Source organism: Sphingomonas sp. Xoc002 (genome assembly GCF_050408055.1).
Taxonomy (GTDB): Bacteria; Pseudomonadota; Alphaproteobacteria; order Sphingomonadales; family Sphingomonadaceae; genus Sphingomonas; species Sphingomonas yabuuchiae.
This window is the reverse complement of record NZ_CP191175.1, coordinates 1,188,599-1,214,503: the sequence shown is the minus strand read 5'-3', so window position 1 is coordinate 1,214,503 and position 25,905 is coordinate 1,188,599. Positions and strand designations below refer to the sequence as shown.

At 67.2% G+C, this 25,905-nt stretch carries 16 protein-coding genes; 8 read left to right on the top strand and 8 right to left on the bottom strand.

What is annotated here, in order from left to right; translation table 11 throughout:
• Positions 1–22: 22 nt before the first annotated feature.
• Entirely contained in the window at positions 23–748 is a 726-nt protein-coding gene (tpiA, locus tag ACQR50_RS05575) for a triose-phosphate isomerase (protein ID WP_428970647.1), read from the bottom strand.
• A 2-nt stretch (positions 749–750) separates the two neighbouring features.
• Positions 751–2,244, bottom strand: coding sequence for a glycerol kinase GlpK (gene glpK, locus ACQR50_RS05570; RefSeq protein ID WP_428970125.1), 1,494 nt, complete (start codon positions 2,242–2,244; stop codon positions 751–753).
• A 121-nt stretch (positions 2,245–2,365) separates the two neighbouring features.
• On the opposite strand from glpK, the gene ACQR50_RS05565 reads away from it, so the two are divergent.
• The 3 genes from ACQR50_RS05565 (at position 2,366) to ACQR50_RS05555 (ending at position 5,504) form a co-directional block, all read left to right on the top strand.
• Complete coding sequence (locus tag ACQR50_RS05565; protein WP_428970124.1) at positions 2,366–3,883, top strand: glycerol-3-phosphate dehydrogenase; 1,518 nt, start codon at positions 2,366–2,368, stop codon at positions 3,881–3,883.
• A complete protein-coding gene (locus tag ACQR50_RS05560) occupies positions 3,880–4,689 on the top strand; it encodes a DeoR/GlpR family DNA-binding transcription regulator (RefSeq protein ID WP_428970123.1) in 810 nt (269 codons plus the stop codon). Before ACQR50_RS05565 ends, ACQR50_RS05560 begins: the two co-directional genes overlap by 4 nt.
• A 62-nt stretch (positions 4,690–4,751) precedes the next feature.
• Positions 4,752–5,504, top strand: coding sequence for a FadR/GntR family transcriptional regulator (locus ACQR50_RS05555; RefSeq protein WP_056439720.1), 753 nt, complete (start codon positions 4,752–4,754; stop codon positions 5,502–5,504).
• 122 nt (positions 5,505–5,626) lie between these two features.
• On the opposite strand, the gene ACQR50_RS05550 is transcribed toward ACQR50_RS05555, so the two are convergent.
• The 5 genes from ACQR50_RS05550 to ACQR50_RS05530 all read right to left on the bottom strand — a co-directional run bounded on the left by ACQR50_RS05550 (position 5,627) and on the right by ACQR50_RS05530 (position 14,130).
• On the bottom strand, positions 5,627–7,900 hold the full coding sequence (locus ACQR50_RS05550) for a TonB-dependent receptor (protein ID WP_428970122.1): 2,274 nt from the start codon (positions 7,898–7,900) through the stop codon (positions 5,627–5,629).
• A 98-nt stretch (positions 7,901–7,998) separates the two neighbouring features.
• Entirely contained in the window at positions 7,999–8,994 is a 996-nt protein-coding gene (locus ACQR50_RS05545) for a DUF2891 domain-containing protein (RefSeq protein WP_428970121.1), read from the bottom strand.
• On the bottom strand, positions 8,991–9,896 hold the full coding sequence (locus ACQR50_RS05540) for a DUF979 domain-containing protein (protein ID WP_428970120.1): 906 nt from the start codon (positions 9,894–9,896) through the stop codon (positions 8,991–8,993). The genes ACQR50_RS05545 and ACQR50_RS05540 overlap by 4 nt, the downstream gene beginning before the upstream one ends.
• Positions 9,893–10,555, bottom strand: coding sequence for a DUF969 domain-containing protein (locus tag ACQR50_RS05535; RefSeq protein ID WP_428970119.1), 663 nt, complete (start codon positions 10,553–10,555; stop codon positions 9,893–9,895). Before ACQR50_RS05535 ends, ACQR50_RS05540 begins: the two co-directional genes overlap by 4 nt.
• The gene (locus ACQR50_RS05530; protein WP_428970646.1) at positions 10,555–14,130 is read right to left on the bottom strand and encodes a hydantoinase B/oxoprolinase family protein; all 3,576 of its coding nucleotides are present in this window, start codon (positions 14,128–14,130) and stop codon (positions 10,555–10,557) included. The genes ACQR50_RS05535 and ACQR50_RS05530 overlap by 1 nt, the downstream gene beginning before the upstream one ends.
• A 171-nt stretch (positions 14,131–14,301) precedes the next feature.
• On the opposite strand from ACQR50_RS05530, the gene ACQR50_RS05525 reads away from it, so the two are divergent.
• Positions 14,302–16,992, top strand: a complete 2,691-nt coding sequence (locus ACQR50_RS05525; protein ID WP_428970118.1) for a TonB-dependent receptor — start codon at positions 14,302–14,304, stop codon at positions 16,990–16,992.
• Here the strand turns inward: ACQR50_RS05525 and ACQR50_RS05520 are convergent.
• Positions 16,970–17,707, bottom strand: coding sequence for an acid phosphatase (locus ACQR50_RS05520; RefSeq protein WP_428970117.1), 738 nt, complete (start codon positions 17,705–17,707; stop codon positions 16,970–16,972). The two genes, ACQR50_RS05525 and ACQR50_RS05520, sit on opposite strands and share 23 nt — an antisense overlap.
• Before the next feature lie 243 nt (positions 17,708–17,950).
• Here ACQR50_RS05520 and ACQR50_RS05515 point away from each other — a divergent pair, with 243 nt between their 5' ends.
• The 4 genes from ACQR50_RS05515 (at position 17,951) to ACQR50_RS05500 (ending at position 25,635) form a co-directional block, all read left to right on the top strand.
• Positions 17,951–20,680, top strand: a complete 2,730-nt coding sequence (locus ACQR50_RS05515; protein WP_428970645.1) for a TonB-dependent receptor — start codon at positions 17,951–17,953, stop codon at positions 20,678–20,680.
• Between the two features lie 148 nt (positions 20,681–20,828).
• On the top strand, positions 20,829–21,332 hold the full coding sequence (locus tag ACQR50_RS05510) for an RNA polymerase sigma factor (protein WP_428970116.1): 504 nt from the start codon (positions 20,829–20,831) through the stop codon (positions 21,330–21,332).
• The gene (locus ACQR50_RS05505; RefSeq protein WP_428970115.1) at positions 21,329–22,315 is read left to right on the top strand and encodes a FecR family protein; all 987 of its coding nucleotides are present in this window, start codon (positions 21,329–21,331) and stop codon (positions 22,313–22,315) included. Before ACQR50_RS05510 ends, ACQR50_RS05505 begins: the two co-directional genes overlap by 4 nt.
• 533 nt (positions 22,316–22,848) lie before the next feature.
• Entirely contained in the window at positions 22,849–25,635 is a 2,787-nt protein-coding gene (locus ACQR50_RS05500; protein ID WP_428970114.1) for a TonB-dependent receptor, read from the top strand.
• Positions 25,636–25,905 lie beyond the last annotated feature (270 nt).

Sequence of the window (25,905 nt, the reverse complement as noted above, 5' to 3'; positions counted from 1 at the left end):
ATCCCCGTGCAGGAGAGGAAGTTTAGCGGGTTGCCACGGCCATCAATTCCAGGATCGCCGTGAACGCCTCGGCATCCAAACTTTGTCGACCGACCAGAAAGCCGTCGATCCCGCCCTTCTGGAACAGTGCCGCACCGTTGTCGGGCGTTACCGAACCGCCGTACAATATGCGCGCGCCCGACACCGTATCGCGGATCAGCCCGGCCATCGCCGCGACCGCCGCCGGATCGGGGGTACGGTCGCCACCGATCGCCCAGACGGGTTCATAGGCGATGGCGATCCCCTGCCCGTCCACCCCGGCGAGCGAACGGGTCAGTTGCTCCCGAACCACCTGCGCCGAGCGACCGGCGGCATGATCCTCCGCCGTCTCGCCAACGCAGAGCACGACCTCGAGGCCCGCCGCCCGGGCGGCCCGCAGCTTGGCGGCGATCAGCGCGTCGTCTTCATGATGATCGTGCCGCCGCTCGCTATGGCCCAGCAGGACCAGCGACGCACCCGCCTCGCACAGCATCGTGGCGGAAATGTCGCCGGTATGCGCGCCGTTCGGCTCGGCATGGCAATCCTGCCCACCGATGGCGAGGCCGGGGCAGACGCGCCGCGCCCGGTCGATCAGCGTCGCAGGAACGCACAGCGCGACATCGACCGCCGGATGCCGCCGCGCCGCCTCCCCGATCGCGACGATGACGGCCAGGTCGCCGCCATCGCCATGCATCTTCCAGTTGCCGACCAGCAGCGGCCGCTTCGCCATCGTCACGCGCCCGGCTTGGCCAGCGTCCGCGCCACCGCATCGCGCCACCCGGCGACCAGTGGCGCACGGGCCTCCTCGGCCATGGAGGGCTCGAAACATTCCTCCCGCGACCAGAGCGTCTCCAGCGCATCGAGGCCCGACCACACCCCGGTCGCCAGCCCGGCATGAAAGGCCGCGCCGCGCGCCGTCGTCTCCAGGTCCACAGGCCGCTCGACCGGCGTCCGGATCATGTTGGCGAGGAAGCGGCACAGCCAGTCATTCGCCGCCATGCCGCCATCGACGCGCAGGATGGCGGGGCCTTCGCCCGCATCGGCCTTCATCGCCTCGGCCAGGTCCATCGTCTGATAGGCGACCGATTCCAGCGCCGCGCGCGCCAGATGCGCCGCACTCGCGCCCAAAGTGAGGCCATATATCGCCCCGCGCGCATCCGGCTCCCAATAGGGCGCGCCCATGCCGACAAAGGCCGGGACCATATAGACGCCGTGACTGTCGGGCACTTGCGTCGCGAGGTCGTCGGTCTGGCTGGCATGGGTGATGACGCCCAGGCCGTCACGCAGCCACTTCACCGCCGCGCCCGCCACGAAGATCGATCCCTCCAGCGCATAGGTCGTTTTGCCGTTCAGCCGGTACGCGGGCGTGGTCAGCAGCCGGTGCTTCGAGGCGACCGCCGTCTCACCGGTGTTGAGCAGCATGAAACAGCCCGTGCCATAGGTCGACTTGGCCATGCCGTGACGGAAACAGGCCTGCCCGAACAAAGCCGCCTGCTGGTCCCCCGCCATCCCCGCGATCGGGATCGCCGCGCCGAGCAGATCGGGCTTGGTGGTGCCGAAGACATGCGCATTGTCATGCACCTCCGGCAGCATCGCCATCGGCACGCGCAGCAACCGGCACAATTCCTCGTCCCAGACCCCGCGATGGATGTCGAACAGCATCGTGCGGCTGGCATTGGTGATATCGGTCGCGTGCACCGCCCCGCCCGTCAGCCGCCAGAGCAAGAAGCTGTCGATCGTGCCGAAGGCCAGTTCGCCGCGTTCGGCCCGTCCGCGCGCGCCGTCGACATGGTCGAGCAGCCAGGCAAGCTTGGTCGCCGAGAAATAGGGATCGATCAGCAGGCCGGTCCGCTCGCGCACCAGCTCCTCGGCACCGTCCGCCTTCAGCGTCTGGCACAGATCGGTGCCGCGCCGATCCTGCCAGACGATGGCGCGGTGGATCGGCTCGCCGGTGGCGCGGTCCCAGACGACCGCCGTCTCGCGCTGGTTGGTAATGCCGATCGCGGCGATCTGCGCCGGAGCGACGCCGCTCTCTGTGATCGCCTTGCGCGCGGTGGCCAGCGCGTCGCGCCAGATATCCTCCGGGTCATGCTCGACCCAGCCCAGCGCGGGGTAATGCTGCGCGAATTCGGCCTGTGCGATGGCGACCCGCCGGGCCTGTCCATCGAACACGATGCTGCGCGTCGAGGTCGTCCCCTGATCGATCACCAGAATGTGCGACGCCATCGCTCACCCCTCTCCCTTTTTTCGTTTCGAAACGTCACACGCTTTCATTTGAACGTCAATGCTTTCGTTTTGTGCTGACATGGTATAGCAAGGGGGGCGCTCAAGAACAGGGACAAGCGGCATGACGGACCACGCGATGGAGAGGATCGACCTGCTGATCGTCGGCGGCGGGATCAACGGCGCAGGCATCGCGCGCGACGCCGCCGGGCGCGGCCTGTCGGTGCTGCTGGTCGAGCAGGACGATCTGGCGAGCCACACCTCCTCGGCCTCGACCAAGCTGATCCATGGCGGTCTGCGCTATCTGGAATATGGCGAGTTCCGGCTGGTGCGAGAGGCGCTGATCGAGCGAGAGCGGCTGCTGGGCATGGCCCCGCACATCATCTGGCCGCTGTCCTTCGTCCTGCCGCAGACCCAGTCGCCGCGTCCCGCCTGGATGGTGCGGCTCGGCCTGTTTCTCTACGATCATCTGGGCGGTCGCGAGAAGCTGCCGGGCACGCGTACCGTCGCGCTGGAACACTCGGCGCTGGGCGACGGGCTTTCGCCGCGAAAGGGCAAGGCTTTCGTGTATTCGGACTGCTGGGTCGAGGACAGCCGCCTGGTCGTGCTCAACGCGATGGACGCCGCCGAGCGGGGCGCGACGATTGCGACCCGCACCCAGCTGGTCGATGCCCGGCGCGAGGGCGATGGCTGGGTCGCGACGATCCAGACGATGGGCGAGGCGGCGGGCGAAACCCGGACCGTTCGCGCCCGCGCGCTGGTCAATGCGGCGGGGCCATGGGTCGCCGACGTCATCGGCCGCACCCGCGGCGCACGCGCCGATCGCGGCGTCCGGCTGATCAAGGGCAGCCATATCATCGTGCCGCGCCTCTATGAGGGGGACCATGCCTTCATGCTCCAGAATGACGACCGGCGGATCGTCTTCGCCATTCCCTATGAGGGCAAGTTCACGCTGGTCGGCACCACCGACGAACCCTGGACCGACGCGCCCGCCAAGGCGCAGATCGGCGCGGCCGAAACCACCTATCTGCTCGACACGGCGAACCGCTATTTCGCGCGAAAGACGGGAGAGGCCGATATCGTGTGGAGCTATGCCGGTATCCGCCCGCTCTATGACGATCATTCGGCCAATGCCTCGGCGGTGACGCGCGACTATGTGCTCGACCTCGACACCGGGGCGGAGGGCGAAAGCCGGGCGCCGATGCTCAACATCTTCGGCGGCAAGATCACCACCTATCGCAAGCTCGCCGAGCACGCGATGCGCGAACTGGCGCGCTTCTTCCCCGCTGCCGGGGGAGCGTGGACGGCCGGGGCGGTGCTGCCCGGCGGGGATATCGCGGACGCGGATTTCGATGGTTTCCTGCGCGATCTGACCGCTCGCCATCGCGACCTGCCCCCCGCCCTGCTGCGCCGTCTGGCCCGCGCCTATGGTACGCGCGTCGAGGCGGTGCTGGGCCAGGGCGATCTCGGCCCCGATCTGGGCGGCGGGCTGCACACCGCCGAGGTCGATTATCTGGTGAAGACCGAATGGGCGCGGACCGCGGAGGACATCCTCTATCGCCGCAGCAAGCTGGGCCTGCACGTGCCCCCCGAGACGCCCGAGCGGCTGGCCGCCTATCTGGCCGGGCAGGGCGTCGCGTGAAGCCCCCCGCCCCCGGATCGGCGGAGATCGTGGCGGCACGTCATGCCGCGATCCTCGACGTCGCGCGCCGGACGGGCAGCGTCAGCGTGGACGAACTGGCCGAAAAGCTGGGCGTGACGCCGCAGACCATCCGCAAGGACCTGAATATCCTGGCGGGTCAGTCCATGCTGGCGCGGGTCCATGGCGGCGCGGTCGTGACCTCGGGCACCGACAATCTCGCTTATGCCGAGCGGCGCAGCGTCGCCGCCCCCGCCAAGGCCGCGATCGGCGCCGCCGCCGCCGCGCTCGTGCCCAACGGGGCGAGTCTGTTCATCAATATCGGCTCCACCACCGAGGCGATCGCCAAGGCACTGGTCGATCACCGCGACCTGATGGTCATCACCAACAATCTGAACGTCGTCGACATATTGGGCGGGCGTCCTTCGATCGAGGTCATCGCCGCCGGGGGCCGGGTACGCGCCAGCGACCGCGCGGTGGTGGGCGCGCTGGCCATGGACTTCATCCGGGGGTTCAAGGTCGACATGGCGCTGATCGGCGCGTCGGCGATCGACCCGGACGGCAGCTTCCTCGACTTCGACGTGGACGAGGTACGGGTGTCGCAGACGATCATCGCCCAGGCACGGCAGGTGCTGCTGGCCATTGACGGCTCCAAGCTGGAACGCGCCGCGCCGGTTCGGGTCGGCGACATGCGCGATGTCGATTTCCTCGTCACCGACACGGCGGATGCCCGGCTGGCGGAGGCCGCGCGTGCCGCCGGGACGGTCGTCGTCGAAACCGACCGCCATGGAATGTCGCAATTGGCCTGACAAACATTGGTCTGACACTGGCGCTTGACCAGCATCCCGCCTCGGCCCCTATAAGGGTCGTGATGGACAACAACACGACCCAGGACCGGCTCTACCGGGAACTCGCCCGCACGCTGATCACCGAGTTGCAGGAGGGGCGCTACCCGATCGGCACGCGCATGCCCGCCGAACGCGAGCTGGCGACGCGGTTCGACGTCAGCCGTCCGGTCATCCGCGAGGCGCTGATCGCGCTGGAAGTCCAGGGTTTCATCGAAGTGCGGATCGGGTCGGGCGCGCATGTCGTGGCGCTGCCGGGCCAGGGCGAGACGCCCGATTTCGGCGTCTCCGCGATGGAAGTGGCCGAGGCGCGCCTGTTGTTCGAGCCGGAAGCGGCGGCACTGGCGGCGTCGCAGATCACCGACAGCGAGCTGGATGAGCTGGCCACTCTGGTCGATGCGATCGAGGAGGAGAACAACACGGTCGGCGGCGCCTTCCATGCCGACCGCGCCTTCCACACGCTGATCGCCCGGTCGACGCGCAACAGCGCGATCCTGGAGACGATCGACCGGCTATGGGAACAGCGACTGCGCTCGGCCGAAAGCGTGCTGCTCGACGCCAAGGTCCGCGAGATCGATGTGCGCCCGATCGTCGAGCATCATGCTGCGATCCTGGAGGCGCTACGCTCGCGCGATGCGGTGGCGGCACGGGTCGCGATGCAGCGGCATTTGACGGCGGCGCTCGAGGGTCTGCTGATCGCCAGCGAAGCCCGCGCGGTGGCCGAGGTGCGTCAGGCCCTGGCGGCGAAGCGCGACCGGACGGCGCATCTGAAGATTTGACGTCTAAGTGAGCCCCTCCCCTTCAGGGGAGGGGTTGGGGGTGGGGCCTATCCACTGGCCCCGCGCTTGCGGAAGCGCCCCACCCCTGCCCCTCCCCTGAAGGGGAGGGGTAAATTATGAAATCAAAAATTCACCCCAAACCGCACGCCCGCATAGCGGCGGAAGTCCCGGGGCAGCACGGCCTGGGTCGCCATCCGCCCGGCGAAATTGCCCGCCGTGTTGACCAGCGACGCATAATATTGCTGGTCGAACAGGTTGTTGACGAACGCCGTCACGTCCCAGCGTTTGTCATGCGAGCGCCCCCCCAGCCGCAGGTCAAAGATCGCGAAGCCCGGCTGGAAGGTCTGGGGATCGGCCGCGACATAATAGAGGCTCGACTGATATTCCCCGGCGACCTGCGCGAAGCCGTCCAGCGTGTCGGTCAGCGGCGGCGTATAGTCGACCGACCAATTGCCCTTCCACACCGGGGCCTGCGGCGCGCGCACGCCGGTCAGGTCGCGGCGGGCGGGCGAGCCGCTGCACCCCTGCGCCGCCGTCTGCATCGGATAGCATTGCGCCGAGGGGAAGGAAGTGTACTTCGCATCCAGATAGGTGATCGCCCCGCGCAGCGCGATGTCGCGGCCCAGGCGCGCCGCCGTATCGATCTCGATCCCGCGCGTCTTGAACTTGCCGACATTGGTCAGGCGGAAATTGCTGGTGCCGTCCGCCAGCGTCTCGATCGTCTGCGCCTGGAGGTTGGTATAGTCGGTGTCGAACAGCGTGGCGTTCAGCGTCAGGTGCCGGTCGAAGAACTGCGTGCGAATGCCCAGTTCCTTGTCGCGCGACCGCTCCGGCTTGACCGGACCCGCTGCCGCTCGGTTCTGGTTGAACCCGGTCGTCAGGTCATAGGTCTGGCCCTTATAGCCGGTCGAATAGCTGGCGAAGGTCATGACATCGGGCGTCGCCTGATAGGTCAGGCCCAGATGATAGGTGGCGGCGGTATCGTCGGCATTCCCGGCATAGCTGGTCCGTGCCAGATTATCCGCGAAGGTGTATTTGACGCGCTCGTTCTGGATACGACCGCCGACGGTGCCGGTCAGTTTCGGCACGAACTCCCAGTCGATCTGGCCGAAACCGGCGACCTGTCGCGATCCGGTGGTGGCATACCAGTTGGCGAGCGAGAAGGCCGGGCCGCGCTGGAACGGGCGGTCAAAGCCGGTATTGGCGTAATAGATACCCAGCGCATAGCGGAATGCGTCCTCGCCAGGCGACAACAGGCGAAGTTCCTGCGTAAACATCCGCGACTTGAAGGCGCCGACCTGGATATTGCTGCCGATCGCCGCCGGGGACGCGGTGTCGTCCTGGTCGAGATAGTCGTTGAGGCGGAAACGGTCATAGGAGGTCAGCGACAGGATATTCATCCGGCCGATATTGGCTTCGCTCCGCAGCAGCGCGCCGCCGCCCGAGAATTTGTTGTGCGACCAGTAATTGTTGCTGACGTCCTGATTGTCGCGGTTCAGCGTCACGCCGGGGAAGACGACCGACGGAGTCTGTCCCGCAACGCCGCGCAGCAGCGCGTCCGGTGCGACCGCCACGAAGGGGCGCGCGATGGTGGCGTTGCCGTCGACATAATTGCCCGACAGAGTGAAGGTGACGTCGGGCGACGCCTTCCAGCGCAGCTTGCCGCGCGTGTTGAAGGTCTCGCGGCCATTGGTCCGCTTGCCGTTGAAGACGTTGCGGACATTGCCGTCCCAGTTGGAATAGCCGGTCGACAGGACATAGCCGAGCGTATCGCTGATCGGCCCGGTCACGCTGACATTGGTGCCATATTCGCGGTCGCCGGTGACGGTGGCGTTGGCGCGGACATGGAAATCGTCGGTCGGCTGCACCGTCATGATCTTGACCAGACCGGCCGAGGCCGCCTTGCCGTACAGCGTACTTTGCGGCCCGCGCAGCACCTCGATCTGGGCGATGTCGGGCAGGTCGGTATAGACCCGCGCCATGAAGGGCAGCGCGGCGCCGTCGACGGTGATCGCCACGGCGGTCTCGACGCCGATGCCGAAGGCCAGCGTGCCGACACCCCGCAGCGAGACGGTGCCGTTGACCGGCTGTTCGGCGGGACGGATCACCAGCGAGGGGCTGACCTTGCCCAGTTCCTGGAAGTGGCGCACGCCGTGCGCGTCCAGTTCGGCGGGGGAGATGACCTGGACGGCCAGCGGCACGTTCTGGATATTCTCGAAACGCTTCTGCGCCGTCGTGGTGACGACGATACCGCCCTTTTTGGCGGTGCCCTTCGCCTCGGCCGGATGGGCCGTTTTGGTGGCGGGCGCGGACGGCGACGTTGCCGCCCGCGCCTGCGTCACCGACAGCACACACAGAGCCGCGCCGCACAACAGGCGCGGAATACATATGTTCATTCTTGATCCCCTCCTTGTATGAAAAGGAGGGATACGAACGATTGCTTAAATTAAGATTATTCGGCTGTCATATTCCTTACAGAAGTTGGAAGGTCCGATCACCCCGCTTCCAGCGCCAACAGGGCGAAGGTGGCGAGCCAGTGTTCGCCCATATAATCGTCGCCCAGATGCGGCAGGCTGGCCGCCAGATGCGCCTCCGCCGTTGCTTCCGCACGGGCCGCCACCGGGTGCGCCGGACCCAGCTTCGCGGCGATCACCCGCCAGCACCAGGCGCGGGTCAGGTTCAGCCCGTCGAGATGCGCGATCTTGCCGTCGGTCCGGTCGGACACGATGGCGGGGGTGAACAAGGTCGCGGGCTCGCCCGCCCCGACATGCGGCAGGAAGGCGTCGAACCATGTCCGGAAAGAGGCCTCGTCGAGCACCCGGCTCATCAACAACGCCTCGCACAAGGCGGGCGACAGGAACTCGTCGCCGCCGGGCTCCCAGGCCTGACAGCCGCGATCCTGCCCGAACCAGCCCTGCGCCGCCGCTGCGATCCGTTCGCGCAAGCCCGGGTCGCGCTCGCCCGCCCAGTCCCATGCCAGCGTCAGGGCAAAGCCGCTGTTGAAATGGGTGCCGACCCGCAACGGATAGGTCAGGCGCGGCAGGAAGTCGGCGAAACGGCGGGCGAAGACCTGCGCGAGCGGCTCCAGCACCTCGGCCCAGCCCGCATCATGACGGCTCGCCTCGTCATGCAGCGCCAGCATCCAGGCCCAGCCATAGGGCCGCTCGAACCCCGCCGCACCGGGTCGCTCCAGATAGGCCAGTTCACCCGCGACCTTGTCGGCGACGAACATCGCATCGGCGCGCGCACGGATGGCGGGGGCGGCGTCCAGATCGGGATAATGGCGGATCAGCCGCAACAACTGCCACCAGCCATGGACGCAGCTATGCCAGTCGAAACTGCCATAGAAGATCGGGTGCAACTCGGATGGAGTGCGCGCATCCTCCGGCCCGTTCAGGACATGGATCAGGACGTTGGGATATTCGCGCCCGACATGGCCCAGCGTCATGGCGGCAAAGCGTTCGGCGACGGATCGGTCCAACCGGGTCATGCGATCATTCCGTAAAGAAGGAGGATGTTGAAGACGAGCAGCGGCAGCGCGGTCGGCACCTGTGCGCGGATGACGGCATATTTGTCCTTCAGCCCCAGCAACGCGGCGGGCAGCAGGTTGAAGTTCGCCGCCATCGGCGTCATCAACGTCCCGCAAAAGCCCGCCAGCATGCCCACCGCCGCGACGATGGCGGGGTCCGCGCCCATCTGGCGGATCAGGATCGGCACGCCGACCGCCGACGCCATCACCGGAAAGGCGGCAAAGGCATTGCCCATGACTATGGTGAACAACGCCATGCCCAGCGCATAGGCCAGCACCGCGCCCATCACGCTGCCCGCCGGGATCACTGCACCGATCAGCGTACCGACGACGCCCCCTACCCCGGCCAGCGCGAAGACCGCCCCCAGGCTGGCGAGCATCTGCGGCATCACCGCGACCCAGCCGATATCGTCGATCAGCCCGCGCCCGGCGGCGAACGGCTCGGCGGGCCGTGCGCGCAGCAGCACCCCGCACAGGACCAGCGCAATCACCGTGCCCAATGTCAGCGCGACCAGCGTCGCCTGCTTGGGATCGACGCGCGTAGGCACATGCTTGAACGCCAGCGTCCCGACCAAAGCGACTGCCGGAATGATGAGTGCGGGCACGAAGACCTTCGCGCCATGGCGATCCTCGGCAGGCTCTACCGCTTCGGCGCGGCGCATCCGCCCCGATGCCGCAATGCCGACCAGCGCCAGCACGAGCACACCATTGGCGACATCGCCCAGCCTGTTGCCGAACAGGAACGACAGGGTGATCAGCGCGTAAAAGGCGGCATTGGCAAAGCGCCGGTCCCGCGCCGACAGAAGTGCGAAGACCGCAAAGACGATCCCCGCCACCGCATAGACCAGGTTCAGCCCGATCATCGCGCGCCGCCCCGCGACAGACGCCGGTCGAGCCACCATAGCCTCGAACCATGGATCACGAAGGCCGCGATCGCCGTCGGAATCGCCCAGACGGACAGCTGGAACGGCTCCAGCAGGATGCCATAGCCCTCCAGCACGCCCTTCATCAGCAGGATCGATCCGACCGCGAGGAAAATATCCTCGCCGAAGAACAGCCCGACCGTGTCGGTCGCCGCCGCCATCGCCTTGACCCGTTCCGCGTCCTCGACCGCCCCGCCCTGACGCTCGGCGGCGGCCTCCGCCATGGGGGCGACCAGCGGGCGGACGGTCTGGGCAGGCCCCGCCACCGAGTATAGGCCCAGCGCCGCCGTGACCTGCCGGAACAGCAGATAACCGGTCAGCAGCCGCCCCGCCGTCGCGCCCCGCAAGCCCGCAACCAAGGCCCGTGCCCGCGCCTGAAGCCCCCGCCGCTCCAACAGGCCGATCACGGGCAGGACCATATAGATGGCGGTCACATAACGTGTCTCGTTAAAGGCATGGCCGAAGGTCGCGACGATCCGCAACACGTCCAGCCCCGCCGCAAAACCGGTGACGAGCGCCGAGACGATGATGACCAGCAGCGGGTTGAAGCGCAGCAGGAAGCCGCCCGCGATGACGACGATCCCGGCCAGCACCCACATCAGCGCACCCCCCGCCCAAAGCCGCCGCCACCCGGCGTCTCGATGACCAGCACATCCCCCGCACCCATGTCGATCCCGGCGGTCGAGGCGAGATCCTGTATGCTTCCATCGGCGCGCTCGACACGGTTACGGCCCAACTGCCCCGCCCCGCCGCCGTTCAGGCCGAAGGGCGGGACGACGCGCCGGTTGCTGAGGATCGCGGCGCGCAGGGGCTGGCGGAAGCGCAGGCGGCGGACGGTGCCGTCGCCGCCCTGCCATTCGCCCGCACCGCCCGACCCGCGCCGGATGGCGAATTGTTCGAGCAGCACCGGATAACGCGTCTCCAGAACCTCCGGGTCGGTCAGGCGGCTGTTGGTCATATGCGTCTGGATGGCATCGGCCCCGTCATGCCCCGGCCCCGCGCCCGCGCCACCCGCGATGGTCTCATAATATTGATAGCTGTCATCGCCGAAGGTCAGGTTGTTCATGGTCCCCTGACTACCCGCCATCGCCCCCAGCGCACCCAGCAGCGTGTCGGTCACCACCTGGCTGACCTCGACATTGCCCGCCACCACGGCGGCCGGAAAGCGCGGGTTGAGCATCGATCCTTCCGGCACGATCAGCGTGACGGGACGCAGGAACCCTTCGTTCAGCGGCACCGCCTCATCGACCAGCAGGCGCAGGACATAAAGGACGGCGGCGCGCGTCACCGCCAGCGGCGCGTTGAAGTTGGTCGGCCGCTGCTCGCTGGTGCCGGTGAAGTCGATCGTCGCGCTCCCCTGTTCGGCATCGATCGCGACTCGGACCGCGACGACCGCGCCGTCGTCCAGCTCGTAGCGGAAGCTGCCGTCCGACAACGTCGCGATCATCCGCCGCGCCATCGCCTCGGCGTGAGCCTGGACATAGGCCATGTAGCGGGTGACGACGCCCTGCCCCTGTTGCGCGGCCAGTTGGCGGAGCCCGTCCGCCCCGCGCGCACAGGCGGCGACCTGCGCGGCGAGATCGGCGATATTCTGGTCGATGTTGCGCGCCGGGTAGGGCCCGCTGGCCAGCAGGTCGCGGATCGCCTGCTCGCGCATCGCGCCATCCTCGACGATCAGCACGTCGTCGAAGACCACGCCCTCGTCCGCCAGCGTCCGGCTGTCCGGCGGCATCGATCCGGGCGTCGTGCCGCCGACATCGGCATGATGACCCCGCGCCGCGACGAAGAAAGCAGGCGTCTCGCCGCCTGCAAAGACCGGCATGACGACCGTGATATCGGGCAGGTGCGTGCCGCCGCGATAGGGGTCGTTCAGCGCATAGACCTGCCCCTCGCGCATCGTGTCTCCGCGCGCCTGGATGACGGTGCGGATGCTCTCCCCCATCGATCCCAGATGGACGGGGATATGCGGCGCGTTGGCGACGAGCCCGCCCTCCGCATCGAAGATAGCGCAGGAAAAATCCAGCCGCTCGCGGATATTGACCGAGGCCGCGCTCCGCTGAAGCGCCGCGCCCATTTCCTCGGCGAGGCCCATGAACAGCCCGGCGAAGATTTCCAGCCGGACCGGATCGACGCTTTCCTCCGCCGCCTGCGCGCGCCGGGCTGCGACGCGTTCCAGCAGCAGCGTGCCCTCGGCCAGCACGCGCGCCTGCCAGCCGGGCTCGACCACCACGGTCGACACCGGATCGATGATCAGCACCGGGCCCGCCAGCACCCCACCGGCCGCCAGCCCCTCGCGGGCGTGGACCGGCACGTCATGAGACGCCCCGGCCAGATACATGGTGACGCGATCGACCGGATCGGCGGTCTGGTCGGCCAGCGCGGGTGTGGGCAGATCCTGCGCCTCGCCGCCCGCAATCGCCTCGACCCGCAGCTGCTCGACGACCAGCGCATCCTCGCCGACAAAGCCGAAACGCTGGCGATGCGCCTCGGCAAAGGAGGCGGCCATGGCTTCCGGACTGTCCCAGGCGACACCGATCGTCTGGTCGTTCCGCGCATAGCGAAGCTGCGCCAGCACGTTCAGCCGCACCGACGCCGGATCGACGCCCTGCTCGGCCAGCCCCGCCATGGCGGCGGCGCTGAGATCGGCCAGCGCCGCCTCCAGCGCATCGTCGCCCAGCGGCAGGCCGACCGTCGCCTCGCGCACGACGCTGCGATCGGCCAGGCCGATACCGACCGCCGACAACACGCCCGCCAGTGGATGGATCAGCACCTGCGCCATGCCCAGCGCATCGGCGACCAGACAGGCATGCTGCCCGCCCGCTCCGCCGAAACAGGCCAGTGCGTAAGAGGCCGGGTCTTCGCCGCGTGCGACCGAGACGGCGCGGATCGCCCGCGCCATGCTGGCCACCGCGATCGCGACCAGCCCCTCGGCCGCCGCCAGAGGATCGAGCCGTTCGCCGGTCGTCGCCTCGACCTGATCGAGCAACGCGGCCAGCGCGCGCTCGGCGGCGGCGCGGTCGGGCGGCAGGTTGCGGTCGGGGCCGAACAGCGCGGGGAAATGCCCCGGCTGGATCTTGCCCAGGATCATATTGCAGTCGGTGACGGTCAGCGGCCCGCCGCGCCGGTAACAGGCCGGTCCCGGCTCCGCCCCCGCCGAGGCCGGGCCGACCAGCAGCCGCCCGCCGTCGAAGTGACAGATCGACCCGCCGCCCGCCGCGACCGTGTCGATCCGCATCATCGGCACCGCCACGCGCACCCCCGCCAGCACGGCATCGGAGCGCCGGTCATAGCTGCCTGCGAACAGCGACACGTCGGTCGAGGTGCCGCCCATGTCGAAGCCGATCACCCGGTCGAAACCCGCCCCGCTTGCGGTGCGCGCCATGCCGACGATGCCCCCCGCCGGGCCGGACAGCAGCGCGTCCTTGCCATGGAAATGCTCGCCTGCGACCAGCCCGCCGCTCGACTGCATGAACAGCAGACCGCCCGCCGCCGCCTCGCCCAGCCCCGCTTCCAGCCCGCGCACGTAACGGCCCAGCACCGGCGACAGATACGCATCGGCCAGCGTCGTATCGCCGCGCGCGACCAGCCGGATCAGCGGCGCGGTGCGATGGCTGACCGAGACTTGGGTGAAGCCCGCCGCCTCGGCCAGTTCGGCCAGCGCGACTTCATGCGCCTGATGTTTCCAGCCATGCATCAGCACGATGGCGATCGACCGAAGCCCGCGCGCATAGGCCTGCGCAAAGGAAGCCGCCGCCGCGTCGCGGTCCAGCGGGGTCAGGATCTGGCCATCCTCCGTCACGCGCTCGTCGATCTCGACGACCTCGGCGAACAGCGGCGGCGCGCGGCGGATGTCGCGCGCGAAAATGTCGGGCCGGTCCTGATAACCGATCGCCAGCGCATCGCCGAAGCCGCGCGTGATCGCCAGCAGCACCGGCTCGCCTTCGCGCTCCAGCAGGGCATTGGTCGCGATGGTCGTGCCGATGCGGACCCCGCAGGGCGGGAGCGGTCCGTCGCCGACCCCGGTCAGCTGCCGGATCGCGGCCTCGGCGGCGTCATAGCGGCGATCCGGGTCTTCGGACAGCAGCTTGGTCGTGACCACGCCACCGTCCGGGCGACGCGCCACCACGTCGGTGAAGGTGCCCCCGCGATCGATCCAGAACTGCCACTGCGTCATCGCATCCTGCATGTCATCCTCCGTCGACGCATCTAGTATCATTTGAAACTTCTTTTGCCAGTGACATGCGCGCTACACAATTGCCGTCTATCCGCCCGGCGGCATGATATGATTTGGTAGCGACGGGAACGGCAGGAGACGAATGAATTCCGGTCCGCCAGGGGGGCGGCCATGACGATGTTCGTCGCGCTGGCGCTGGTCGCCGCGCAAGGTGACCCCCTGCTCTCCATCGATCTTCCGGCCCAGCCGGTGGGGGCCGGGCTCGACCGGCTGGCGCGTCAGGCAGGCGAAGCGCTGGTCGCACGGCCCGGCGATCTGGCCGGACGGCGTTCGCCCGCGCTGCATGGGCGGATGCGCCTGTCGATCGCCCTCGCCCGCTGGTGCGCGCCCGCCGGTCTGTCCTGCCGCCGGATCGCGGGCGGGATTGTCGTGCGCGCGCTGGGGCCGGTACCACGCGCGATCCCCCTTCGCGCCCGCCCTGCGCCGCCGCCCGAAGACCCGATGACCGGCCCCGATGTGATCGTCAGCGGCCGTCGCGGGATGACCGTGCAGGGCGAGTTGGAGCGCAGCTATTCCGCCTCGCATCTCGATGCCGTCGAACTGGCGCGACGGGCGCCGCAAAGTCTGGCGGAATTGCTATCCGGTCTGCCCGGCCTGTGGGTGGACAGCTCGGCCGGGGTCGCGGCCAATACCATCCGGGTACGCGGCATCCCGCTCGACGGGTATCAGGCGATCGCGGTGCAGGAAGACGGGCTGCCGGTGCAGCACGACACGCTGCCCTGGACCGATATCGACCAGTTCGTCCGCCCCGACCTGATGATCGAGAGCAGCGACTATGTGCGCGGCGGTCCCTCGGCGATCTTCGCGAGCAACGCGCCGGGCGGCGTGCTGAACCTGCGCACCCGCGCACCCCGCGACCGGGCGGGCGGGGAAATGCGGGCGACCACGACCGATTACGGCCTGATCCGCTGGGAAGGCTATGCGACCGGGCCGGTCGGCGGCGGCTGGCGGGTGATCGCGGGGGGATCGGTGGCGCGCGATCCGACGGTTCGACGCATCGCCTCGACGCTGGGCGGCGGGCAGTTTCGAGTGCGCGCGGACCATGATGTGGGTGGCGGCGGACACGTGTCGCTGGGCGTGCACGGGCTGGACGACGATACGCTCAACATCTCATCCTTTCCGATGCGATATGACGGCAGGCGGATCACGCCGCTTCCCGGCTTCGATCCCCGGCGAGGGAGTTTTCTGGGGCCGGAACTGACGAGGCTGCGCTTTGCGGCGCTGGGCGACCGGCCGCTGGGGCGCAACAACCGCAACCGCATGGTAACGCCCTCGCTGACCTGGACCCAGCCGGTCGCGGGCGGCGTGCTGACCCTGCGCACTCATTACCGCGCCTCGCGAACCGAACGTTATGCGCTGTCCTCGTCGGGTGGCGCGATCCCGGCAGCACAGGCCATCGCCGACGCGCTGCCGCGCCTGACCACCGCCTTCCCTGCCACCACGCAGATCGCATTACGCCATGCGAGCGACGGCAGCGCCTTTGTGCCGCTGCCCGGCAACGACCGCGTCATCGTGCTGAACCCCGTGGCGGCGGATACGCGGCTGAACGAGGCAATCGTCGACCTGTCCTATGCCCATGCGCTGGAGGCGGCGGGGCATCATGACCTGACGCTGGGGCTTTATGCCGTCGGTTATCGCTGGGACTTTCGGCGGGCCGTCGCCCGTGCGCTGCTGGAGGCGCGTGATCAGGGACGACGGCTCGATCTGGTCGCCCTGGATGGCAGCGGGCGGGTGCTGGGGCGGGCGACCGATGACGGGCTGCTCAGCACGGGTTCGACCTATGAGGCCGTGCAGGGGCGCCAGCATATGATCGCGCTCTATGCCGCCGACGAATGGCAGCTGGGCCCGCGCTGGCGGCTCGACTGGGGGCTGCGGCACGAGCGGGCGGCGCTGTCGGCGACGGTCGAGCGTCCCATGTTCATGGACGGCGGCGATCCCACGACCCTGGCCGACGACCGGATCGCGGTCGGATCGGGGCTGTCGGACGCGCGGGCAAAGCGTATCGCCCGCACCGCCGCGACGCTGGCCGTCCATTGGCGGGCGAGCGACCGGCTGGGCGCCTTCGCCCGCGCCACCCGTGCGATGCGACTGCCCGACCCGGGCGTGTTCCGCATCGGCGGCAGCGACCAGCCCCGCGCGCTGACCATCGAGCAGGCCGAGCTGGGGCTGATCTGGCGACGTGGCACCACCGGCCTGGACGCGACGCTGTTCGCCAGCCGCTTTCCCGACATAGCGCTGCCCGACCTGTCGCTCGATCCGGCGACCGGCGCGGTGCGGGTCGGGGCCTATCAGGCGGCGGCGCGCACCATCGGGCTGGAGGTCGGGGCTGGGGCGGCTCCCCTGCCCGGCCTGTCGCTGCGTGCCACGGTGACATGGCAGGACCCGCGCCTGCAATCCTATCGCATCGCCAGCCTGACCGACGGCGCGGTGACGGTCATGGACCTCAGCGGCCGCATCCCCCGCCGGGTGCCGCGCATCATGGCCAGCCTGTCGGCCAGCGCCGCCCTGCCCGGCACCGGCGTCACGCTGGACGGCGACCTGTCGGCGATGGGACGGCGCTATGCCGACGATGCCAACAGTCTGGCGCTGCCCGGCTTCGCGCTGGTGAATATGGGCGCACGTTTCGACGCGACCGAGGCACTGACGCTTCGCCTGCGCGCGACGAACCTGTTCGACCGGATCGCGATCATGCAGGGCGACGCGCTGGGCGGCGAAGTCCGCGCCGGGGACAATGGCGGTATCGTCACCGTCCGCGCGCAACAGGGCCGGGTCGTCTCGCTCAGCGCGGACTGGCGTTTCTAGCGCGGTAGCGCGCCAGTTCCTCGGCCGCCGCCACCATGTCGCGCCGGAATGCCGCATTGCCATGCTCTCGCGCCACGACGGCGCTGGCCGCCATATAGCCGCCCTCGACCGCGCTCTGGCTGTGCGAGCCGCAGATCCAGCGGCTGTCGCCATAATCGCGCCCGCGCGCCAGGATCGGCTGCGCCCGGTCGGGCAGCAACTCGGCCATCAGCAACGCAAAGCCCCAACCATGCGCGGTATGCCCCGAGGGATAGTCGCCATTGGCGATCAGCGAAGGCCTGCGCGGTTCGCAGATCGGAAGGTCGCTGCCGATAAAGGGCCGCTTCGACTGCCAGTGCGCCTTGGCCGATCCGATCGCCGCCGAGCGATCCGCATCGAACTTCGCCAACAGCGCAGCGGTGATGGGCAGCTTGGTCCAGTCGGGCCGGAAACCCAGCGCAGTGGCGAAACGCTCGCCCAGGTCGCTGGAGACATCGGCGGTCGCCTGCTGCCACCGCGCCATGCCATTCAGCGCACGGCTGTCGCGAAAGGCCCGCGCATCGGCCAGCGCGCGCGGCGATCCCGGCGTCGGCGGCCCGGGCAGCACCGCCGTCAGGTCCAGCCCCTCGCCCGCCGCCAGATAGCCAGCCGCCTCCCGCCCGGCCGCCGCCGCCGGTGCCAGCGTGACGAGCGCCATCAAGGCCGCCAGCCCCCACCGCCTTGTCCGCTTCGCCATGTTACCCATCCCTTTCCAAGACTTGGACCAATGCCCCCAAGAGCCCGTCGGCCGCCTATCGGGGACAGGGTCTTTCAAAACTTTCAATGCCCAAGACAAGCCCGACCCGACTTGTAACAAAAACGCCATAAATGTCTTAAAACTTTTACAAAAATCCTTGTCCCCGTTTGGCGGCGCCCCCCGTCTTCCCCGCGATCGTCCTTATGGCTGGACGAGCCATTTGTCTTTTGGGGGTTTGAAGTGATGGGAACGAAGCGGACGCTGTTGCTGGCGTCGAGCGCGCTGTTTGTCGCGCAGCCGGTATTGGCGCAGGATCAGGCCGAACAGGTGGCCGAGGCCACCGGCGGTGCGACCAACGAGGGGGGCGATGTCGTCGTCACCGGATACCGCACCAGCCTGGCGCAGGCGCGCAACTCGAAGCGTGACGCGACGATCATCAAGGACTCGATCTCGGCCTCCGACATCGCCGCCTTCCCCGACCTGAACCTGGCCGAGGCACTGCAGCGCCTGCCGGGCGTCGCGATCAACCGCGAAGCGGGCGAAGGTCGCCGCATCTCCCTGCGCGGCCTGGGCCCCGACTTCACCCGCGTCCAGCTGAACGGCATGGAAGTGCTGGGCAATGTCGACTCGCCACAGGACAGCCGCGGCCAGAGCACGCGCGACCGCGCCTTCGACTTCAACCTGTTCGCCGCCGAACTGTTCAACCATGTCGATGTCGAAAAGTCGTACCAGGCGCAGCAGACCGAGGGCGGTCTGGCGGGCACCGTCGGCCTCTTCACCGCACGCCCCTTCGACTACAAGGGCAGCAAGATCGCGCTGTCGGCGCAGGGCGGCAGCAACACGCTGACCCGCGATTTCCAGCCGCGCCTGACCGGCCTCATCTCCAAGAACTGGGGCAATTTCGGCATCCTGGTGTCGGGTGCTTACAGCCGCCGCAACACCCGTGAGGAAGGTTTCGACACCTATCGCTGGCGCCGCAACCGCGCGAACGGCAGCAACATCAGCGCCTTGACCGCCGCCGAGCAGGCCAAGATCAATTCGGGCGACCTGCTGTTCGCGCGCGGCAACCGCCTGTCGGTGTGGGACAGCAAGCAGGAGCGGATCGGCCTGACCTCGTCGATCCAGTGGGCGCCGACCGACAAGGTCCATGTCACGCTCGACGGGCTGTACGGCCAGTTCAAGGGCGACCGGTTCGAGACCCACCTCGCCTCGCGCGGCGGCGGCAGCTCGACCTGGCTGGGCGGCGGCGAGACCTTTGCGGGCACCGTCTATCCGAACTCGCGCGTCAACGCGATCCAGTGGAACGACCGTAACGAGGTGACCTATCTCGACGTGTCGGGCGGCAAGGCGTCGACCGAAACCCGCGTCCAGAACACCAAGAACGTCTTCAAGCAGGTCGTGCTGAGCGGCGATGCCGAGCTGGTCGAAGGCCTGAAGTTCACCTGGCTGGGCGGTGTCGAGCGTTCGCGCTACGACATGCCGGTCAACGACAAGTTCACCCTCGAAGGGTTCGGCGACGTCATCTCCGACTATCGCGGCGGCACCTATTCGCTGGTCAACACGTACAAGTTCAACACGGCCGACCCCAATTTCTGGCACGCCAAGCGCCTGTACGCGAACAACACCTTCCAGGATTCGGCGTTCGACAACGTCAAGGGCCGCTTCGACTATAAGTTCAGCGCCGATGACACGATCAGCGTGGGCGGCGAATGGCGTCGCTTCGCCAATGGCGGCTATTATGCCGAACAGGACAATATCCTGACCAGCAGCTTCGTGTCGGGCAAGGTCAACGCCAACCCCAGTGCCTATGCCCAGACCTATACCGGCTATTCGGGCCAGGACTGGACGATCGTCAACTTCCCCAAGATGCTCCAGACGCTGGGAATCGACCGGTCGCAATATCTGACCAACAAGATCGGCGTCTATGCGGTCGAGGAGCGGACGGCGGCGGGCTTCGTCCAGTATGACTGGAACCACATATTGGGCGGCATTCCCTTCCGCGGCAATATCGGTGCGCGCTATTATCGCACCACCGTCACCTCGAACGGCACGGCCAATGTCGGCCCCGTCACGGTGCGCGGCGAATATGAGGGCGTGCTGCCCGCCGCCAACCTGATCTTCGAGCTGAACCCCGGCCTGATGCTGCGCTTCGCCGCGTCGAAGAACATCAACCGTCCGGCGCTCGGCGCGCTGGCGGTCAACGGCTCGGTGACGAACGACAATGGCAATGTCACCGTGTCGATCGGCAACCCGAACCTGCGCCCGTACAAGTCGAACGACTATAATATCTCGACCGAATATTACTTCGGCTCGGTCGGCTATGTCGCCGCCGCCCTGTTCTACAAGAACCTCGATGGCTATATCTCGACCCAGACGGTCAACAACGTGCCCTATTCGCAGACGGGCCTGCCCGACAATCTCTATCCGGGCGTGACCGGATCGACGGTGGTCGACAGCTATTCGCGCCCCGTCAATCTGGCGAAGACCAACCTGTTCGGTATCGAGCTGTCCGGCCAGACCGACTTCAAGTTCCTGCCCGCCCCCTTCGACCGGTTGGGGACGGCGGTGAACTTCACCTATGTCGACTCGCGGCTGGATTATTCGAAGATCTATGCAGGCAGCATCCCGACGACGCTGGAGGGCCTGAGCAAGTACAACGCCAACGCCACGCTCTATTACCAGGACAAGGCGTTCGACGCCCGCGTCTCGGCCAATTACCGCAGCGGCTATATCTTCAGCGCCTCGCCGGTGCTGACGGCGCTGGGGCCGGACCAGGACGTGACCGGGTTCGAGGGCACGGTCTATGTCGACATGTCGGCGCATTATTCGGTCACGAAGAACGTCCAGCTGACGCTGAACGGCATCAACCTGACCAACCAGCGCGAGCGGCAATATTCAAACAGCACCCGGCGTCTGTACGTCGTGACCCGTTCGGGCTCGACGCTGCTGGGCGGTATCCGCGTCACGTTCTGACCCTGATCCCAACGCCCTTGATGTCCCGCCCGTGCGGGATATCAAGGGCCCCCTGTGCCGCGTCGGCCCGTCACGGGCCGGCGCGGTGTTTTTTCGACGAGGATTGTCCCCGGATGCGATGCAACCGGCTCTTCCTGAACGGGACCGAATGACCGCCGCGAACGCCTGGATCGCGGAGGGGCGCGAGCGTTTGCTGACCTATGTCCTCAGGCGGATCCGCGAACCCGAACAGGCGGAGGATATCGTGCAGGAGGCGATCATGCGGGTCATCGAGCAGGAGCGGAAGCAGGTCATCGACCAGCCGCTCGCCTATGGCTTTCGCGTAGCCGACTCGGTCATCTACAATCGCGGGCGGCGCGGCGGCGAGCATCATGCGCCGGTCGATCCCGAAATCGCCTGCGCCCTGCCGCTGGCCGATGAAATACTCGACTATCGCCAGCGTTACGACCGGTTTCAGGCCGCCCTGTCGCGCCTGCCCGCGCAGCGCCGCGCGGTCTTCGTCGAACGGCATCTGGAGGGCAAGTCGCGCCAGCAGATCGCCGAGGACATGGGCCTGAGCATCGAAGCGGTGAAGAAGCATCTGGTCCGCGCGATGATCGATCTGGACGGCTGTATCGACGACCTGCCCGTCCGGGGAGGTCGCCTCGCATGACGGATCGCGAAACCATGCTGGAGCAGGCCGCCGACTGGGCCGACCGCCTCGATACGCTGTCGCCCGACGAACGGGCCGAGTTGGGCGCGTGGCTGAACGCGGCGCCCGGGCACCGCGCGGCGCTGTCGCGGATGGTGCGGTTGCTGGGCGATCCGGCGCTGTTCGATGTGGTCGAGTTGGCCTCGCGCGACATGGCCATCCCCCCGCCCCGCGCACGTCCGCGTCGCTGGGCGGCATCGGGGACGGTGCGCCGCCGCCGGGTGGCGATGGGCCTCGCCGCCGGGCTGGCTGCCATCATCGCCGCGCCGATCGTCTGGCATGTCGCGACCCCGGACGCAGCGACGGTCGAGCAGGTCTATGCCTCGACGGTCGGACAGCAGCGCCAGGTGGCGCTGCCCGATGGCTCGGACATGACCCTGGATGCGGACTCGCGGGTCGCCATCGCCTTTTCAGGCAACGGCCGTGACCTGCGGCTGCAAAGCGGAGCGGCCCGGTTCGAGGTGCGGCACGACGCCGCCCGCCCCTTTGCCGTGACCACGCCGGAGGGCCAGATGGTCGCGCTAGGCACCAATTTCAGCGTGGATCGCGGCGCGGGGCATAGCGAGCTTCGCGTCTATCGCGGGCGTGTGCGGCTGACCGTGCCGGGTCAGGCGGCGGTGGTCGTGACCGGCGGCCACTGGGCGGAGGCAGGCGCGGGGCGGATCGTCGTGCACGACTTCGACGTCGCCCGCTATCAGGGGTGGCAGGACCGCTGGCTGAGCGGCGACCGGATCCGGCTGGGCGATGCGGTCGCCCGGCTGGGCCGTTACAGCACGCGACCGATCCGGCTGGCCGATCCGGCCCTGGCGGAGGAGACGTTCAACGGCCGGTTCCGACTGGACACGCCGGTCGAGAGCCTGACGCTGATCGGTGCGCTCTTCGATCTGTCGGTCAGGGATGATGGGCAGACCATCCATGTGTCGCGCACCGGCCGGATCAAATAGGCCAATTGGCCCAACCAATAGGCGCAATACCAATTCAGACTCGACGTTACAGCAGTCGGCTTATTGCGTCCACGGCAGGCCGGATCGGCACGGATATGCCGCCGAAGACCCTTCATGACAAAATATTCATAACATGTAACGCACTGTAATATCTTGGTTATTTCCAATCCAAGACTGCCCTGACCAATTTTTGCCTGAAACCATTTTTGGCACCGTTGACAGGCATGACCATTCCATGTCACCGATAAGACCATAAGATTACAACACCGCGATGCACGAAGAAATATTCGGTCTTTCGGCGTGGCGGTCGCACATGGTCCAAAGGATCAGGCGACCCTTATGACGGCGGACTTCGGACAGGCTCCGCGTCCCGACGCAGCAGATGAGACGGCCGATCTCGGTCCGTGAACGCTTACCCCGTTCCGGCCGCCGACGCCCCCTGCTTTCCGCCGGTCGCGAAAGGCCTTTCCGGCACAGTCTCGGGGAAGTCCGGCGTGGTTTGCCCCGCGCCGGGATCAGAGGGAGGGAAGAGCATGACCATGTCACCGTGCCACGACGCGTCGCGTCTTCGGCGCAAACGCCTGCTTCACACGACGGCCTTCACCATGGCCTGGGCCGCTTCGGCAATGATCGCCGCATCCGCCATGGCGCAGACCAGCGGCCCCGCCGCCGCTTCCACCACCAGCATCGCCGCCGCCTCGGATGCCGCACAGGCGACGCCCCAGGCCGACACCGCCGGGGCCGATGCGCAGAACGAGATCACCGTCACGGGCTATCGCCAGAGCATCGCCTCCGCCCTCGCCGCCAAGCGCAACGACATCCGCATCACCGACGGCATCTCGTCGGAGGATATCGGCAAGTTCCCCGCCCAGAACATCACCGAAGCGATCCAGCGTATCGCAGGCGTTCAGATGTCGAACATCAACGGCCGTGGCTCGACGATCAGCATCCGTGGCCTGGGCCCGCAATATGCCCGCACCACGATCAACGGCCAGACCTTCGCCAGCGCCGACTTCAAGGACGGCTTCCGCTACGACATCATCCAGACCGATCTGGCGAGCGCGATCCAGGTCATCAAGTCGCCGACCGCCGATATGGATACGGGCGGCCTGGCGGGCACGGTCAACATCGATACGGTCAAGCCGCTCGCCTATAAGGGCCCCAGCTTCATCGCCGGGATCAAGGGCTATTATTCCGACTATCGCAAGGACGCGACGCCCAAGGTCAACGCGGCTTATATCAAGCGCTTCGCCGACGACACGATCGGCGTCATGCTGGATGTCGGCTATCAGAAGCTGAAGGATCGCGGCGACTATCTGTTCATCAAGAACTGGTATCAGCCGGGTGCCGTGGCCGGGGCCGCCAATGTCCAGGTGCCGGGCAATCTGCGCTATCGCCGGATCGACCGCGACACCGAGCAGCTGATGGGCAGCGGCGCGATCCAGTGGAAGCCGCAGGACAATTTCGAGGTCCTGTTGCAGGGCGAATATTCGCGCGACCATACCCGTTACGACACGCGCCAGATGGTCTTCGGCCGCTGGGCCGCCTCGGCGGTGACGGTGAACGGCACGTCCAACGGCGTGGCCGACAAGATTTCGATCAGCAATTTCAACGTCGACAACAACGACCAGCCCGAACTGCGCAACCTCCAGACCCAGGCCTATACCGGCACCGTCAACTGGAGCCCGACTGACACCACCCATATCCATGCGGTCGGACATTACACGCAGGGTGATGCCAAGCTGTACGAATGGGCGACGATCGACGAGGTGCGCTTCGCGAACGGCGGCCAGCTCGACATATCCGATCCGTTCAACGTCCGCTGGAACACCGCCAGCCTCACCGACGGGTCGATCTACAATATGGCGAACCGCACCTGGTACGCCTTTGTCGACGGCGCGACGCATATCCAGTCGGCCCGCGACCGCGCGATCCAGACCGACCTGACCCAGGATCTCGATTGGCACGGGATCAAGGCGCTGGTCATCGGCGCGAAATATCATCACGAAAGCTTCGACACCAAGGCGTATCGCCACGACCGCGACGCCGATGTCAGCGATCCCGTGACCTATCCTGAATTCGCCTGGATCCCCGATCTGTCGAAGACCGGCGTGCTGGTGAACAACTTCCTGGGCGGATCGATGTCGATCCCGCACAGCTTCCTGTCGGTCAATGCTCCGTTGTGGCAGCAGATCCTGCGCGACAAGGGCATTTCGGTGCCCGACACGCCCGACTGGCCCAACACCTACAAGGTCGATCGCTATATCCCGGCGGTCTATGCGATGGCCAATATCGACGGCACGCTGTTCGACCTGCCGGTACGCGGCAATGTCGGCGTCCGCTACGAACACACCCATCAGAACGTCACCAGCAGCCTGACCAACGGCACCGGCAGCGACGCGACCCTTTTGGGCCAGCAGCATGTCGTGCAGGATTATGGCAATGTCCTGCCCAGCGCCAGCTTCGCGCTGGACCTGACGCCGCGCCTGGTCGCCCGCATCGCCGCCGCCAAGGTGCTGGTCCGCCCGCTGCTCAACAGCCAGACGCAGATGGCCGACACGATCAGCCGCGTCACCACCAGCCTGCGCCCCAGCGTCTCGGTGGCGCAGGGCGAAAGTCGCCTGAAGCCGCTGACCGCCAACCAGCTGGACCTCAGCCTGGAATTCTACCACGGCAAGGGTAATTCGATCACGCTGGCCGGTTTCTACAAGGCGGTGAAGAACGGCACCTTCACCCAATTCTACTGCCCCGGCTCGTTCGACGGCGTGGCGCTGAACGGCGTGGTCAGCGATTGCCAGTCGGCCGACCTGAAGACCGACTACAGCTTCAGCCGGGTGCTGAACGACGACCGGGTCATCCATATCAAGGGGCTGGAACTGGGCGCGTCGCAGAATTTCGATGCGATCCTTCCCGTGAAGGGCTTCGGCGCGGTCGGCAACGTCACGGTGGTCGACACCGATGCCAGCGCGATCGGCACCGGCTTCAACCTGCGCGACCTGTCGAAGCTGACCTGGAACCTAACGCCGTACTGGGAGAACGAGACGTTCAGCGTGCGGCTGTCGGTCAATCACCGCAGCTCGTACGTGCAGGATGCGGCCTCCAGCTTCTTCGTCAATGGCGGCCTGACCCATGTGGTGCGCCCGCGCACCCAGATGGACCTGGCACTGGGCTTCAATCCCGCCAGCTATCTCAGCTTTACGGCGGGCATCATCAACCTGAACAACACGCACGAAGACGCCTACCAGACCAACGCGAACACCTTCCAGCTCGCCAGCCGGACGGGTCGCACCATCTACCTCTCGGCGTCGACACGCTTCTGAACCTCCCCCCTGGAGGGCGGACGGCCGTGCGGGCCGGACCGCCCTTCATTTTTTTGGGACGGAAGCCGCCCATGAGGCGGCTTTTTGTCGTTCGGAATAGACCCCATGCCGCTGATCTGGAACGGTTTTTCTGCTTCCACTCAAGCGCAATAATCTTGACCAATTGGCGAACTGCAACCGTTGACAGGTCAGACCATTCCATGTCACCGATAAGACCATAAGATAACAACATCGCGAAGCAGGAAGACGTTTTCGATCAACGATGCGCGC

Excerpts from the sequence above, each read along its gene's own strand:
- tpiA (WP_428970647.1), bottom strand. The coding sequence starts at position 748 with ATGGCGAAGCGGCCGCTGCTGGTCGGCAACTGGAAGATGCATGGCGAT.
- glpK (WP_428970125.1), bottom strand. The coding sequence starts at position 2,244 with ATGGCGTCGCACATTCTGGTGATCGATCAGGGGACGACCTCGACGCGC.
- ACQR50_RS05565 (WP_428970124.1), top strand. The coding sequence starts at position 2,366 with ATGACGGACCACGCGATGGAGAGGATCGACCTGCTGATCGTCGGCGGC.
- ACQR50_RS05555 (WP_056439720.1), top strand. The coding sequence starts at position 4,752 with ATGGACAACAACACGACCCAGGACCGGCTCTACCGGGAACTCGCCCGC.
- ACQR50_RS05550 (WP_428970122.1), bottom strand. The coding sequence starts at position 7,900 with ATGAACATATGTATTCCGCGCCTGTTGTGCGGCGCGGCTCTGTGTGTG.
- ACQR50_RS05545 (WP_428970121.1), bottom strand. The coding sequence starts at position 8,994 with ATGACCCGGTTGGACCGATCCGTCGCCGAACGCTTTGCCGCCATGACG.
- ACQR50_RS05540 (WP_428970120.1), bottom strand. The coding sequence starts at position 9,896 with ATGATCGGGCTGAACCTGGTCTATGCGGTGGCGGGGATCGTCTTTGCG.
- ACQR50_RS05535 (WP_428970119.1), bottom strand. The coding sequence starts at position 10,555 with ATGTGGGTGCTGGCCGGGATCGTCGTCATCGCGGGCGGCTTCCTGCTG.
- ACQR50_RS05530 (WP_428970646.1), bottom strand. The coding sequence starts at position 14,130 with ATGACGCAGTGGCAGTTCTGGATCGATCGCGGGGGCACCTTCACCGAC.
- ACQR50_RS05525 (WP_428970118.1), top strand. The coding sequence starts at position 14,302 with ATGACGATGTTCGTCGCGCTGGCGCTGGTCGCCGCGCAAGGTGACCCC.
- ACQR50_RS05520 (WP_428970117.1), bottom strand. The coding sequence starts at position 17,707 with ATGGCGAAGCGGACAAGGCGGTGGGGGCTGGCGGCCTTGATGGCGCTC.
- ACQR50_RS05515 (WP_428970645.1), top strand. The coding sequence starts at position 17,951 with ATGGGAACGAAGCGGACGCTGTTGCTGGCGTCGAGCGCGCTGTTTGTC.
- ACQR50_RS05510 (WP_428970116.1), top strand. The coding sequence starts at position 20,829 with ATGACCGCCGCGAACGCCTGGATCGCGGAGGGGCGCGAGCGTTTGCTG.
- ACQR50_RS05505 (WP_428970115.1), top strand. The coding sequence starts at position 21,329 with ATGACGGATCGCGAAACCATGCTGGAGCAGGCCGCCGACTGGGCCGAC.
- ACQR50_RS05500 (WP_428970114.1), top strand. The coding sequence starts at position 22,849 with ATGACCATGTCACCGTGCCACGACGCGTCGCGTCTTCGGCGCAAACGC.